Raw genomic sequence first — 14,840 nt, 5'->3', positions numbered from 1 at the left:
ATGCGTTTATAGTTTTACTGGTATGCCCATGTAAAAATCATATATTCTCATATTGAGCGCTGTATTGTATTTCGCTTGTATGTAAGATTGCAGCGCCTGTATGTACAGGTTTTTCTGCTGAAGGAAGTTAACCAGGTTAGTAGCTCCTATTTTCAGTTGCTCGCCGCCGATACGGTAACCTTCTTCAGCGTATTTGAGTTGTTCAACAGCCGCATCGTACTGTGCCTGCGCATTTAATACATTGATATACGCTTGTTCAATGGTTTGGTTCAGCGTCGTTTTTGTGTCCTGCAACACGAGCTTTGACTGGTCAATATTGATCTTAGCCTTTTCTACATTGGTTCTCACTACCCGCCTGGTAAATATGGGAACAGAGAGCGTTAACCCGATCTGCTGATAAAAATTATTATCCAGTTGTTTAAAGTAAGTATAGCTTTTATTGCCCCCTGAGGCGCTGGCGCCGACAGACGCTCCTGCCGTTAAAGTTGGCAGGTAACCTGTTTTTGCTTTTGCGAGGTCTAATTCAGCTATCTCTATGCCCAACTCCCCGCTTTTGATCTCCGGACGTATAGCCATTGCCGAATCCTGCACCTCCTGCAATGCTTTCAAATGGGTATTGGTGATCAGGGTATCGGGTTCGACTATATTAAAATCGTAGCTGCTGGGAAGCTGGAGGATCTGTTTGAGCGTTAATTTGTATTGCCTGTACTGTGTTTGGCCGGTGGTGAGCAGGTACCGGTCGTTGGCCAGTTGGGCCTGCAGCTGTACCAGGGCTACGAGGGCAATAGAACCAACATTATATTGGTCCTGGGCCTGCTTCACCTGCGATTCTGAAGTAGCCACTACGTCTTTCAGGTAAACAATATTTTCACGGGCCAGGAGTATATTCAGGTAGGCCTGGGTGATCAAAACCGTAAGGTCGTTCACCTGCTGTGCGATATTAAGCCCTGCTACCTGGTAAGAAAGGTTTTTCTGTTTTATATCATAATTCAGGTATCCTCCCTGGAACAGCGTTACATTGGAGCTGGCGCCATAATTACCGGAGCTGTAGATCTGGTAATCCACTGCTGTGGCGCCTCCTGTGCCCAGGGCGTTGATCGATTTACCGCCATTCAGGTTTTGTGAGAAAGTGGCATTCAGGTTAGGTTGCCTGGCAGCTTTCGACAGTAGCAGGTCCTGTTCACTGCTTAACCGGGAAAGCCGCAAACTGTTCAACTGGATATTGGCTTTCATGGCATAATCGAAGCAATCCTGCAAGGACCATTCCCTGGGTAAGTTGTTATATAAACTGTCCTGCGCCTGTAAACCAGGAGAGATAATAAGAGTGCATAAGGAGATAATAACCGACCAAGTTAACTGCCTGCTTAAAAACATCATCGTATGAGCATTGATGTTAGTGACTCTTCGGTATGGGGACTAAATAGTTTTAATACAATTTAAGGAATTATTCGTCTTCATACATCAGCGGTACCGCTTTCTTTCCTTTACTGTATTTATCGAAGGCATAATAGAAGAACAACCTTAAGGTGTGGTTCCTGTCGTATTGATACCCTGATACTTTTTGCTGATATAAGAGCATATAGCCGAAATCAAATGCAAAACCATTGCCAAGTCCCTGCCTGATACCAGCAAAGAGCCGGATCTGGTCGAAGGTATTGTTAACAACAGGGCGGCCGAATTGTACCGCTACTTCGTTGGCTATGCTTATCTGGGGCACCCATTGGTTGGAGGAAACGGGAATACCTACACTAAGCAGGTACCGGAGGCGGTTGGTAAAGTTGAACGTTCCGGTAGCTTTATCGTTGGTAATGATCTCCCGCCACCGGTGTTCGTCCCGGAAGCGGGTTAATATACTCAGCTTACCTATGCCGGTGGCATAAGCGATCTGCTCATACAGCCGGTTTTCGTTTGCCCATGCCGTTGCCCCGGGTGTGGAGGGCGCCAGCCACATATGTGCATAACCGACCACAAAGGAAAGGTTATCGCTCACCCAATAACTGCCGCCGCCCCTGAGGAAATAAAAACTCGGATCGGAGATAAAGCCGGTTCTCCGGATATGGATATCGGCTATAGCGCCCCAATGTTTGCTTAACCTGAAAGTACTGTTCATCGAGATCCAGGATTGCCATTGATCCGTGATCTCTTTTTTTGGAGCTGACGTTTGCGCGGTTAACAGTATCGGCAACAGGCATCCTCCCAAAAGCAGAACGATCAGCGCTTTTCTCATGCAGCTGCGGTTTACCCAAAGAATACAGCAGGAGCAGTTAAATTGTTCGGTTTTGCACGCAAAGGGGCCGAAAAGGGCAAAGGGACATAAGAATCCCGGGGCGGGAAATCTCTGATTGCTTTCTTCTAAATATTCGGTTCTATACTGATATTGCTTTGTCTTCTTTGCTCCGCTGTATCCGGCCAGTCTTTATCATAGTAAACAAAGAAAGCCATCCAGATGGTTCTTGCCCAACGCATCAGCAGGGGCTGCATACCCAGCAGCAATATGGCATTCGCGATCAACCAGTAATAGATACGGTTATCGTAGAGTGAAAAACCGAAGAACACCCACCAGGCTATAAAGCTGGCCACGCACAAGGCTACAGATAAAGCATAGCTCACATAACCTGTTCCATAGTAAAAGCCTATCTCTACTTCAATCTGCTGGCCGCATACAGGGCACTTCTCGGGCATTTCCATACACTCCTTCAGCGGATGGTAGGGATTTTTGGTTTTATAGATAGATCCGCGACGGCAACGGGCGCATTTGTTCCCCAAAATGCTTTTGAGCAAGTTGGGTTTTTCGTGATTTTTATCTGCACACATAAACTAAGATTTTGTCAGGCCAGGTTCTTCCGGAATTCTTCCGGTGTTATGCCTGTATATTTTTTGAAAAACTTGGTAAAGTAGGAGTTGTCTGCAAAGTTGAGCTGCCAGGCAATAGAAGCTATGCTCATATCTGCATTGGTCAATAATCTTTTCGCTTCCAGCAACACCCGGTCTCTTATTATTTCGCCGGCCGATTTACCCAGCATATGCCGGCAAAAGGCGTTCAGGTAGTTAGGCGTTACATACAGCAAAGCTGCATATTCTTTAGGGAGCTTCAACTGCATGTAGTGCTGATCTACCAGCTTCCTGAAATTCCGCAGCAACAGGTAGTTATGCGGCAATTCCTGCTTCACTCCTTCCTGGCTGGTAGCCCTGCTTACCTGGATAAAAAGTTCCAGTGTCAGCAACCGCAACATGTCAATGCTGTACAATGTTCCCCTGTTCACTTCCTCCAACATCCGTTCGAAGAGATCAGCAATTCCTCGGATCTTCTCCTGCGGAAGCTGTACCACTCCTTCTGCACTAACCCCGCTGAAAAAGGGGAAGCGTTCTATATAGTTATCGTCTTTCAGGAAAGCATTGAAAAAAGCGGCTGATACATTCATCACATAGCCTGTTATTTTGCCGGAGAAGAACCAGCTATGCACCTGCCCCGGCGTCATGAAGTATAATTGTCCTTTTTTCACCGGGAAACGCTCGAAGTCAATGGTATGAGTACCTCCTCCGTCAGTAAAAAACGCCAGGTGATAGAAGGAGTGCCGGTGCGGAAAACGTATATCTTTATGCGCTTCCAGGTACTCCTCGAACTTTGCGACCAGCAGATCTTCCGAAGCCGGTTTCCCTAAGGCCAGGGAGCATATATCATATGTGGGAATCAACGCCTTTGACATGATGCAACAAAGGTACAAAGGCTGGGGTTAGCAGGATTGTGGAATTGAGGGGTTTAATGGTACTTTTTACTTATTTGGTGAATTTGAGCTGAATAGACGTGGAAATCATATCCAGCTCAAATCCAATTATTTAAATGTTATTTCACATATTTCATCAGCCACTCATCCATTTCCCATAACATGTGCAATACACTTTCTTTAGCTGCATAGCCATGGCTTTCCTGTGGCAGGAACACCAACCTGGCAGTTCCGCCATTTCCTTTAATGGCATTATACAACCTTTCGCTCTGGATAGGGAAAGTGCCTGAATTGTTATCAGCCTCCCCATGGATCAGCAGGATAGGCGCTTTCAGCTTATCGGCGTACGAGAACGGCGACATCTTATAATACACATCCGGCGCCTGCCAGTAAGTACGTTGCTCGTTCTGGAAACCGAAAGGAGTAAGCGTTCTGTTATATGCGCCGCTACGGGAGATCCCGGCTTTGAACAAATTGGTATGCGCTAAAAGGTTTGCAGTCATGAAGGCGCCGTATGAGTGACCGCCTACCGCGATACGATCCTTGTCGCCTACGCCCATTTCAGTGATCTTGTTTACTGCTGCTTCGGCATTCATAACCAGTTGCTCAACGAAGGTATCGTTCGGTTCTTTATCTCCCTCTCCCACTATCGGCATTTCAGTAGCATCCATTACCGCAAAACCACGGGTTACCCAGAAAATCGGCGAACCATAGTTTACCCTGGTGAACCTATAAGCGGAGCCCCGAACCTGCGCCGCATCGCTGGCGGATTTATACTCACGCGGGTAGGCCCACATCAGTACAGGCAAACGACCGTCTTTAGCGGGGTCGTATCCTTCCGGCAAATAGAGCATAGCTGTAAGGTCTACCCCATCTTTACGTTTATATTTAAGCAACTGCTTTTGTACTCCTTTCAGCAAGGGCTGAGGATGAGGGAAAGCAGTTAAGGCAACAGAAGTTTTCTTTTTAATATCCTGCAGGTAGTAGTTAACAGGCGTACTTACAGATTCTTTAGCTGTTACTATTACCAGTTTCGCGGGATCTATCACATCCACAACCTGTTCAAAGTACGGCGCCTGCGAACGCCAGAGGATCTTCTGTTTGCCGTTGCTGGTGTTAAAAGTGGAAAGAAAAGGGCGATCGCCTTCCGGGGAAGCGCCCGGCGCTGTCATAAGCAATTCCTGCTTGGGCGAAAGGTAAACAACAGACCTGTGGTATTGATTTTTAATGGTAACCGGCGTGCCGGGATCATTGTACCTGTCGTTCTCTGACCTGTCTATAATTGTTACCGGCGCCTGTGAAGGATTTGACGGATCGAGCTTGCTGACGCGTATCTTTTGTTTTGAACTATTGGCGTCTGTAAGCAGAGCAAAATGTTCGTTCCCCCAAAGCAGGTTATCGAACCTGTCTACAGTTTTAACCAGTTCAACGGGGGTACCGTCGAACGGCGCGGCCAGTGTTTTAACTACATCCCGGTAAGGCACTTCTTTTTTCGGATCGCCTCCATCTAACGCCTGCACCCAGGTGATAGTGGCCGGAACATCGTTCCGCCAGGTGAAGCGGCGGGGGAAATTGCTGGTAGCATCAAAGCCTTTCGGGCGTACCTCATCCAGCGGGTTGCTGGCCAGCTTCTTTACTTCGGCGCCATCCAGTTTCCAGATAGCAAATTCTGTAGGGAAACGCTGCAAAGGCACCAGGTAAGAATAAGGCCTGTGGATGCTGGATACCAGTAAATACTGCAGATCGGGCGATGGGCTTATGTTTGTGTAAATAGCCGGTTTGCCTATCACCTGTTCCTGGTTGTTAGCGATGATCACAGGTTCTGACTGGAAGTAATAATCAACCAGCAGCTCGTCGTACGGGTTTTTCAGCATATCCTGGTAGGTAGCGGCGGGAGCGGCTTTACCGGAGGTTTGCTGAACGGTAGGCCCTTCGGCTGCCAGTGGTTTTTCGGGTGCGCGACCTAAAGACGATGGCACCGCCAGAACCAGGATACGGTTATCATCGATCCAGGTAAACACGGGACCTGCAATGCTGTTCAGTTTGCGGGCGCTGACCTGAACCGCTTTACCTGTAGCTACATCTGCTTTCCATAAAGTGATGGAAGTGTTGTTGGTTACAGTAAAGGCAATATCTTTCTGGGAAGGCGACCAGGTAATATTGCTGATCTTTGCATCGGCCGGCAAACCGCTAACCTGGTATTCTTTACCGGTTTTAATCTGTTTGATGCGGATCGCCGTAACGTAGGTAGCGCGGCTGGGCCCAAAGTTGGCCGGGTTAATCCTCAAACCTGCCAAACGGTATTCGGGTTGCGATAATTCGTCGATCGACGGGTAACTGGCGCGTTCCATAACCAGCATTACATCTCCTTTCCCGTTAAAATCGGTTGATGGTGAGGGAGCAGCCATAGCTAATTCCAAAATGCTTTGTGGAGGTCTCTGGTATTTCAAAGCATCCTGCGCATAGGCTTGGATCGAGACCAATACGGTCAGCGATAAGATCAATTTTCTCATAAAGCAGTTGATGTTGATAAGCAAGTGGGCAAAATAAAGAGTTTTAACAACTATTTTTTTTCCAGCAGATAAAAAAAATTAAAATTTCTCAATTAAAAATCTACCTTTGCAAACATCAGATGATATGATGAATAACATACATTCTCCTTTAAAACGATTAAGCCTTGCCGAAGAAGTGGCAGGCCGCTTACAAGAGCTGATCACCAGCGGCAAGTATAAAGTAGGACAACAGCTTCCTACAGAGCCGGAGCTGATGGCGCAGTTTGTAGTGGGGAGAAGTACTATCCGCGAAGCTGTAAAGATTTTGTCGCACCGTGGTTTACTGAAAGTACAGCAGGGATTGGGAACATTTGTATTATCACAGGTTCCGGCGGGAGAAGCGTTATCGCAACGCCTGCAGCGGGCCGACTTTGCAGACCTGAATGAAGTAAGATACCTGCTGGAAGCCAAGATAGCGGAGAAAGCCGCGATATACAGGAGCAGCAAGGATATTGAAAGGATGAAGAACTTCCTGAAGAAACGGTTTGAATATGCAAAGGCCAACCAGCTGGAACCCTGCATACAGGCGGATATCAGCTTTCACCTGGCCATTGCGGAAGCGGCGAAGAATGAGATCATGCGCGACATGTACAAAACGGTGGCTGAGCATATTAAAAATTCGTTCCTTGTCAGGTACACAGATACGAACACCTTCATTGACTCGCAGGAATGCCACGACGCTTTACTTCAAAGTATTGTAGATAAAGATCCAAAAAGCGCGCTGGTATGGGCAACCAAGATCAGTGAATTTTCTAAATAATTTTTTTACCCTTAAACATCAGATGATCTGATCTCAACTTACAACAATGGCAACAATGTTAACAGATGAGCCCAAAGCAGTTGCTGAGCAGGCAGCCCGGCAAACGGTATTATCTATCCTTTTAGCCTTAAGCTTTACCCACTTCCTGAACGACATGTTACAGTCGCTCATCCCTGCAATGTATCCTGTGCTGAAAGATTCGTTGAAGCTGAATTTTACACAGGTAGGTTTGATTACGCTTACCTTCCAGATGTCGGCCTCCATTCTTCAACCGCTGGTTGGCTTGTATACAGATAAAAAGCCAAAAGCATTTTCGCTTGCAATTGGTATGGGCTTCTCCCTGATCGGTCTTGTCAGCCTTTCTTTTGCCCATACATTTCCCATGCTCCTGGTATCTGTAACCCTGGTGGGAATGGGCTCGGCCATTTTCCATCCCGAGGCCTCACGCCTTGCGCATATGGCATCGGGCGGAAAACATGGTATGGCTCAATCGCTGTTCCAGGTTGGCGGAAACGCCGGTAGCTCACTGGGCCCGTTGCTGGCCGCAATGGTGATCGTGCCTTTTGGCCAGTTCAATGTGATCTGGTTTTCTGTTGCCGCCTTGCTGGCTATTATTGTTATGATCAATATCGGTAAGTGGTACCAGGGCAATACCCATCGTATCAAACCTAAGAAAGTAGCAGAAGTAACCGGTCCTGCTTTTTCAACAGGTAAAGTAGTGTTCTCGTTGTTCATATTGCTGGTGCTGATCTTCTCCAAATATTTCTATATGGCAAGTATGACCAGTTACTATACCTTCTACCTGATCGACAAATTCCATGTTTCCGTTCAGAGCGCACAGGTGTACCTGTTCATCTTCCTGTTTGCCGTAGCTGCCGGAACATTTATCGGCGGCCCGGTTGGCGACCGTATAGGACGCAAGTACGTGATCTGGATATCCATTCTTGGCGTTGCGCCGTTCTCGTTATTACTTCCGCATGCCAACCTGTTCTGGACAGCGGTATTGAGTGTATTCATCGGCGTTATATTGTCGTCTGCCTTCAGCGCTATCCTGGTTTATGCGCAGGAACTCGTTCCGGGCAAAGTAGGTATGATCGCAGGTCTGTTCTTCGGGCTGGCCTTCGGTATGGCGGGTGTAGGATCTGCCCTGCTGGGCAAACTGGCGGATGCTACCAGTATCAATTATGTTTACGAAGTATGTGCATACCTGCCATTGATCGGCATCCTTACGGGATTGCTGCCTAACGTGGAAAAAGCGGGTTTCACGCAAAGGGGCGAAGTTAGCAAAGAGGCGTAAGAAATTTTTTTAAGGAGAATAAGAAAGCAAAGGGATTATTAAGAAGGGTTATTAAGAAAGATTATTTAAGAAGCGAATAACGAAAGAAGCAATTTAAATGGATATTAAGAAAGAAATGGCGATTGTTCTATAGCATAATCTCCGCCCTTTGCTTCCTTATTCTCCTTAAAAAAATTTCTTACGCCTCTTTGCTAACTTCGCTTCTTTGCGTGAAAAAAAACAGTCATGTGGAAAGGGATTTTGCTGGTGCTGGCAGGCGCCTGTAGTTTTGGGATCTTGTCTACTATCGTGAAGTCGGGATACCATGAAGGATATACATTAGGAGAATTATGCAGTTTGCAGGCTGGCTTTGGAATGATCACACTGTGGATAATACAGCTTCTCTCCCGCCGGCCGGTGCTAGGGCTTAAAAACCCGGATGTCCGCACCTGTTTCTTACTGGGCAGTTCTACCGGTCTTGTAAGCATTACTTATTATCAAAGCGTACAGTATATCCCTGCCAGTATAGCCATTGTGCTGCTGATGCAATTTACCTGGCTAAGCATGCTGGCTGAATGGATCATCTATAAAAAACGACCTGGTTCATTACAATGGATTGCTGTAGTCTTAATTCTTGCCGGCACCATGCTGGCCGGGGGCATCTTTAACGAAGCGCCTGCAGCCCTTAACTGGAAGGGAATTGCATTTGGCTTTATTGCTGCACTCTGCTACACCATTTTTATAGTGGTAAGCGGAAGGGCGGCAACTTCGCTTAGCCCTGTTTTAAAAAGCGCCTGGATCATAACAGGGGCGTTTATTTTAATCACCCTGCTTTTTCCGCCAACTTACCTTATAAACGGCCGCTTTATAGGTTCAGGACTCTGGATATGGGGCATTCCCTTGGCCCTGTTCGGTACTGTATTACCGCCTTTCCTCTTTTCGAAAGGGATGCCCCAGACGGGGGTAGCCCTGGGCGCTATCATCAGCGCAGCGGAACTTCCTGTGGCGATGCTGGCCGCTACCATCTTCCTCCACGAACAGGTTTCGGGGCTCCAGATCGCTGGGGTTGTCATTATTTTGAGCGCCATAGTACTGGCAAATGCCAAACGAAGGAAATGAAAACCCATAAGGTGTTTTTTTTATTTATCTTTGCTGCCTCTATTAGTGATTTACGAACTGTTTTTTCATGAAAGCATTTAATTTTTTTATTCTATATCGTCTGCCGATCGGGATTGTGTTATTAATAGCCGGTATTGCCCTGGGAGTTAGTATTGGCTGGTGGGAAGCTACCATCGTATTGGTATTGGCGGTTATCTGCCTGGTGACCCACTTCATGTTTGGACCTATGCGCTTAGTGCAGGAAGCAGTAGAAGCGGGTGATATTGAAAGAGCCACTGCCCTGATGAATATTGTAAAATTTCCTAAACTGTTATATAAGCCTATCCGCTCTGTATATTATTTTATGCAGAGTAATATGGCGATGTATTCCAACGACCTAGACAAAGCCGAGTCTACTATCAAACAAAGTATCAGCTCCGGCAGCCCGATGAAGGAATACGAAGGAATGCAGTACTTCCAGTTGGGAACCATCGCTTACCAGAAAAATGATCTGAAAGCAGCAGACCAGAACCTGAAAGTGGCACTGAAAAAAGGGCTTCCCGACAAAGAAAATACGGCAGCCGCTCTTCTGACACTGGCGTCTATCGCCATGAGCCGCCGCGATTTCAAATCTGCCAAAGAATATTTCAGAAGAGCTAAAGAACAAAAGCCTACTACCGCACAGATCGTGAACCAGATCAAGGAAATGAACAAATACATTTCCAGGATGCCTGGCTGATCCCCCCGGTAAGTGCTGAATGATATTTCTACCAGGCGCAAAGTGATTTTGATGGTATACCCGCTAAAATCATTTTGCGCTTTTTTATTTTAAAGAAAACTGAATGCAAACCAAATCTTTACTGCTCCTGGTGGGCATTGCCTCCACCGGGTTCCAGCTGCAGGCCCAGGATAGCAGCAAAATCAACCAACTGAATGAAGTAACCGTTACCGCCACCAAAGGACCCCAGAAAGCGGGGGAAACAGGTAAAGTTGTGACTATTTTATCGCAGCATTACCTGCAGCAGAACAGCGGTAAAACCATCGCACAGATCCTTAACCAGCAAACAGGCCTGTTAATTAATGGAGCCGAAAACAACAGGGGAACCGTGCCCAATGTATACATGCGCGGTGCAAGCAACGGCAATACCCTTATCCTGGTAGACGGTATGCCGGTCAGCGATGCGTCGCAGATCAACAATACCTTCGATCTCAATTTCATTACGCCTGAACAGGTAGAAAAAATAGAGATATTGAGCGGCAGTCAGTCGACCCTTTATGGCTCCAATGCTGTGGCAGGGGTGATCAATATTATCACCCGCAAGGCTGGCGATAAGAAAATAGGCGCCACTTTTAACGGCAGCTATGGGAGTTATAACACCTGGCAAGGCAATGCCAGCATCCAGGGAACACTGAATAAATTCTCTTACCTGGCAGGATATAAATTCGAAAAAACAAAAGGCTTTTCAGATGCTTATGACTCTACAGGCCATGGCGCTTTTGATAAGGATGGTTTCCGCCAGCATGCAGCATTTGCGAAGCTTGGCTACCAGGTAAGCAGCCGCTGGCAGCTTCATTCCCTCTTTCTCTACAATAATTATCACCAGGATTTGGACGAAGGCGCGTATGTCGACGAACGGGACTATACCGGTAAAAGCAATTATTTCCAGGCCGGCCTGAAAAGCGATTACCAGTTCAACAAAGGAACCTGGCATTTCCTTTATACTTACCAGCGCACCGGAAGAAATATCCTGAACGACAGCTCTTATAACGGACCCGGTATTTATGCGAAGTTCGACAGCTCGGCTTTCGTTTCAAACATTCACCAGTTCGAAACTTATGTGAATTACGACATCCTGCCGCAGCTCCGGTTAGTAGGAGGCGGCACTTTCAGGGTGGCGAATATGGACAAATACGACCGGCTGATCAGCAATTATGATCCGGCTCTCAGCGTTACGCGGCTGGCGCCGGATAGCGCGCATATCAACGAAAGCAGTGTTTACGCATCCCTGTTATTGCATAACATGCACGGTTTAAACGTGGAGCTTGGAGGAAGGTATAATTACCATAATATTTATGGCAGCAATCAAACCTTCTCTTTCAATCCTTCCTACCTGATCAACAACCGGCATAAATTCTTCGTGAATATTTCTTCAGGCTACCGGATTCCTTCGCTGTACCAGCTTTACAGCAATTATGGGAACAAAAACCTCCAACCTGAAGAGACTATCAGTTATGAGGCCGGGTACCAGGCAGCATTGGCGAAGGACAGGGTTAACATACGGGTAACAGGCTTCCGGCGTAATACTAAAGACCTGATCGTGTTCCTGTTCGATCAGGCTACTTATGTCAGCCAATACGGTAATGCCAACAAACAGAAAGCCTCGGGAGCGGAATTGGAAGCAGAGTGGACTATCACCAAAGGATTGGTATTATCAGCGAATTATACCTATGTAGATGGCAAGGTAACGGAAACCCAACCTAAGGATACTTCTTACAATAACCTTTACAGGATACCAAAGCATGCAGTAAATGCCACTTTGGGCTACCAGGCTACGAAGGCATTATTTGTTTCTGCCAGCATGAAATATATGGGGCAGCGCTTTGACTATATAGGTTTGCCGGATATGCCGATTGCCCCGATGGGAGATTATTATACCGTGGACCTCTATGGTGAGTATAAATTTGGTAACTTGCTGAAAATTTACGCCGGTTTCAGGAATATTACAGATTATAAATATTTTGATATTTTGGGATATAACAGCAGACGATTTAACTTTACCACGGGCGTAATTGTTAATTTATAAACACTAAACTCGATATATAATGTCTTTAAAGAATCTCAATCCGCAATTTGGTGTAATGCTGCTCTTTATCATAGCGGCAGGCATAATCAGGGTTGTACTGGGGGCAGATGCAAGCATGTCGCCAATTGCCATGTTCACCCCGGTTGGCGCTATGGCCTTATTTGGAGGTGCTTCTTTTTCACAGAAATGGAAATCATACGCATTCCCGTTATTAACATTATTTCTCAGCGATGTGATCCTGATGCAGGTTTTCCAGAAAGAATGGGCTTCAGGGTTGCTTTATAAAGGATGGATCTGGAACTACGCCAGCTTTGTGCTGATCGTATTGATAGGCCAGGTGATGATCAAAAAGATCAGCGTTCTGAATGTTGGAATGGCTGCAATTGCTGCCGCCCTTGTTCACTTCCTGGTATCTAACTTCGGCGTTTGGGCGAGCGGATCTACCGACATCACTACCAATTTACCTTTTACCCGCGATTTCGCAGGTTTACTCAAATGCTACGCATTGGGTCTGCCTTTCATGAAATACACACTGGTGGGTAACCTGATCTATAGCACTATCTTCTTTGGCAGCTTTGCCCTCGTAAAACAGCGTATGCGTTTTGCCCAATAATATTGGAGAATAAGAGATTTAGAGATTTAGTGACAGACAAATTTATTTGTAGGTCCTAAATCTCTAAATTATTTTAGGTGTATATTACCAACACTTCTGCATAAGCACATTCTGTCTTTAGCGCAATCACTAAAAGTTATACGTCGTATTTAAAATAGAACTCATGCGCAGCATTACACGCAAATTTCAACTTTCATTTATTGTAGCAGTATTGGCGATCGCCGGATTAGCATCCTGCTCCAAAGACAACCAGGGCGAGGTAGTAGTTCCGCAGATCACGGCCCCGGGATTAAAAAATGGCGCCGATACCATTTATGTTGGCGATTCAAGAGTGTTAAGTCCTACCCTGGCCGATGTGAAAAACCCGACCTTTCAATGGTTAGTGAACGGGGTGGAGGTAAGTACCGACTCGATCTACACTTTTACAGCAACAGAAAGAGGCAACTATACCATCTCCTATAAAGTGATTTCAGGTAATAGCATGGCGCTTTACTATTATCGTATCAAGGTAGAAGGAAAATTTGAAAATGGTTTCTTCCTGATCAACGAAGGCTGGTATACCCACGAACCAGGCGATGTAAATTTTTACCGTAACGGGGAAGACAGCGTTTATCAATACGTTTTCCAACGCAACAACCCTGGCAAAACCCTGGGTACAACCACAGAATACGGCGCATTCTTCAATAATAAATTATACCTGGTATCTAAGCAGGGCGCTTTTGTGGTTGCCGACGCTGCTACCATGAAAGAAACAGGCAGGATCGACCAGCTCCCGCAAAACGGCAACGCTTTTTGCGGTATCAATAACAGCACAGGCCTTATCAGTACCCTCGACGGCATTTACCCGGTAAACCTGCAGACGCTGACAGTTGGCGCCAAATTGCCGGGAATCGACGGACAGGTTGGAGCGATGCAGAAAACCAGTTCTTATATTTTCGCGCTGACACAGAACGATGGCATTGTTGCCCTGAACCAGGACTTCAGCATTGCCCAAAAGATCGGCGCTGCTGATATTGGTTTTGCAGTTACCCCTGATGGTACTGTTTGGGCAGGAAGCGGCAACAAACTGCTTGGGATCAATCCTCAGAACTTAAAGATCGATACCGTAACGCTTCCGTTCAACGTGTATGATACCTGGGGATATTGGAATGCCGGCATGTTAAGCGCATCCACTACCGAAAACGCCGTATTCATAGGCAAATCAGAGGCCTGGGGCAGCGGCGGGCAGCAGATCTATAAATACAGCGTAGGCAATCCTGCATCTTTACAGGCGCCATTCATCACGCTTCCTGCAGGTACTGAATTTTATGGTGCAGGTTTCAGAAATAATCCAAATAACAACACCCTGATCACTCTCAGCATGAAATCGGGATATGGCGATAATTCCAAACAGAACACGCTGAATATATACGATGCTACCAGCGGTGCATTGAAGAAAAGCGTGAATTATGTTGGTTTCTTCTTCCCTGCAATTCCTGCTTTTAACTAACAATTATGGTGTACCTGATCACTGGAGGAGCCAGATCCGGGAAAAGCGGCCATGCACAGCAGCTGGCGCTGCAACTCAGCCCGCAGCCCGTGTATGTGGCTACTGCCCGGATCTGGGACGATGACTTCGCAGAAAGGGTCAGGAAACACCAGGCAGACCGGGGGCCTGCATGGACCCTGTTCGAAGAAGAACAATATATCAGCCAATTGCCGCTGGAAGGTAAAACAGTAGTGATCGACTGCATCACATTATGGCTTACCAATTTCTTTGTTGCCAGCAACTATGATGTGAACAGTACTCTCAACGCTATACAGGAAGAGATAAACAGGCTGTTAAAACAGCCGGGCACATTTATTTTTGTGACGAATGAAATAGGAATGGGAGTGCATGCGGAAACTGCTGCAGGACGGCAATTCACCGATCTCCAGGGATGGGTTAACCAATTTATTGCACGTATAGCCAACACCGTGATACTAATGGTATCCGGCATTCCGGTTGTAATAAAAGAAGAAAAATAAAGATG

Annotated in this window: 13 protein-coding genes; 8 read left to right on the top strand and 5 right to left on the bottom strand. The window is 46.5% G+C overall.

Annotated features, from left to right (window positions below; all coding sequences use genetic code 11):
- Window positions 1-6 precede the first annotated feature (6 nt).
- From BLV62_RS02915 to BLV62_RS02895, 5 genes are all read right to left on the bottom strand, one after another.
- Window positions 7-1,377 carry a TolC family protein gene (locus tag BLV62_RS02915; protein WP_211117699.1) on the bottom strand — a complete coding sequence of 457 codons (1,371 nt, stop codon included), beginning with the start codon at window positions 1,375-1,377 and terminating at the stop codon, window positions 7-9.
- Window positions 1,378-1,444: 67 nt separating this feature from the next.
- Window positions 1,445-2,227, bottom strand: a complete 783-nt coding sequence (locus BLV62_RS02910; RefSeq protein WP_089758529.1) for a DUF2490 domain-containing protein — start codon at window positions 2,225-2,227, stop codon at window positions 1,445-1,447.
- A 125-nt stretch (window positions 2,228-2,352) separates the two neighbouring features.
- The gene (locus BLV62_RS02905) at window positions 2,353-2,814 is read right to left on the bottom strand and encodes a DUF983 domain-containing protein (protein ID WP_089758527.1); all 462 of its coding nucleotides are present in this window, start codon (window positions 2,812-2,814) and stop codon (window positions 2,353-2,355) included.
- A 14-nt stretch (window positions 2,815-2,828) separates the two neighbouring features.
- A complete protein-coding gene (locus BLV62_RS02900; protein ID WP_089758525.1) occupies window positions 2,829-3,707 on the bottom strand; it encodes a helix-turn-helix domain-containing protein in 879 nt (292 codons plus the stop codon).
- A gap of 137 nt (window positions 3,708-3,844) precedes the next feature.
- On the bottom strand, window positions 3,845-6,238 hold the full coding sequence (locus BLV62_RS02895) for a S9 family peptidase (RefSeq protein WP_089758523.1): 2,394 nt from the start codon (window positions 6,236-6,238) through the stop codon (window positions 3,845-3,847).
- Window positions 6,239-6,362: 124 nt separating this feature from the next.
- Here BLV62_RS02895 and BLV62_RS02890 point away from each other — a divergent pair, with 124 nt between their 5' ends.
- The 8 genes from BLV62_RS02890 to cobU all read left to right on the top strand — a co-directional run bounded on the left by BLV62_RS02890 (window position 6,363) and on the right by cobU (window position 14,835).
- Window positions 6,363-7,037, top strand: a complete 675-nt coding sequence (locus BLV62_RS02890) for a FadR/GntR family transcriptional regulator (RefSeq protein ID WP_225889551.1) — start codon at window positions 6,363-6,365, stop codon at window positions 7,035-7,037.
- 46 nt (window positions 7,038-7,083) lie between these two features.
- Window positions 7,084-8,334 (top strand): MFS transporter, encoded by a 1,251-nt coding sequence (locus tag BLV62_RS02885; RefSeq protein ID WP_089758521.1) that lies wholly within the window; start codon window positions 7,084-7,086, stop codon window positions 8,332-8,334.
- A gap of 225 nt (window positions 8,335-8,559) precedes the next feature.
- A complete protein-coding gene (locus BLV62_RS02880; protein ID WP_089758518.1) occupies window positions 8,560-9,432 on the top strand; it encodes an EamA family transporter in 873 nt (290 codons plus the stop codon).
- A 67-nt stretch (window positions 9,433-9,499) separates the two neighbouring features.
- A complete protein-coding gene (locus BLV62_RS02875; RefSeq protein WP_089758516.1) occupies window positions 9,500-10,150 on the top strand; it encodes a tetratricopeptide repeat protein in 651 nt (216 codons plus the stop codon).
- Between the two features lie 103 nt (window positions 10,151-10,253).
- On the top strand, window positions 10,254-12,215 hold the full coding sequence (locus BLV62_RS02870) for a TonB-dependent receptor plug domain-containing protein (protein WP_089758514.1): 1,962 nt from the start codon (window positions 10,254-10,256) through the stop codon (window positions 12,213-12,215).
- Between the two features lie 19 nt (window positions 12,216-12,234).
- Window positions 12,235-12,828, top strand: a complete 594-nt coding sequence (locus tag BLV62_RS02865; protein ID WP_089758512.1) for a DUF6580 family putative transport protein — start codon at window positions 12,235-12,237, stop codon at window positions 12,826-12,828.
- A 163-nt stretch (window positions 12,829-12,991) separates the two neighbouring features.
- Window positions 12,992-14,317, top strand: coding sequence for a DUF5074 domain-containing protein (locus tag BLV62_RS02860; protein ID WP_089758510.1), 1,326 nt, complete (start codon window positions 12,992-12,994; stop codon window positions 14,315-14,317).
- A gap of 5 nt (window positions 14,318-14,322) precedes the next feature.
- A complete protein-coding gene (cobU, locus tag BLV62_RS02855) occupies window positions 14,323-14,835 on the top strand; it encodes a bifunctional adenosylcobinamide kinase/adenosylcobinamide-phosphate guanylyltransferase (RefSeq protein WP_089758508.1) in 513 nt (170 codons plus the stop codon).
- Window positions 14,836-14,840: the final 5 nt, after the last annotated feature.

It is taken from the genome of Chitinophaga terrae (ex Kim and Jung 2007) (genome assembly GCF_900107795.1).
GTDB lineage: Bacteria > Bacteroidota > Bacteroidia > Chitinophagales > Chitinophagaceae > Chitinophaga > Chitinophaga terrae.
The sequence above is the reverse complement of the archived record's forward strand: the minus strand, read 5'-3'. Positions and strand labels throughout refer to the sequence as shown.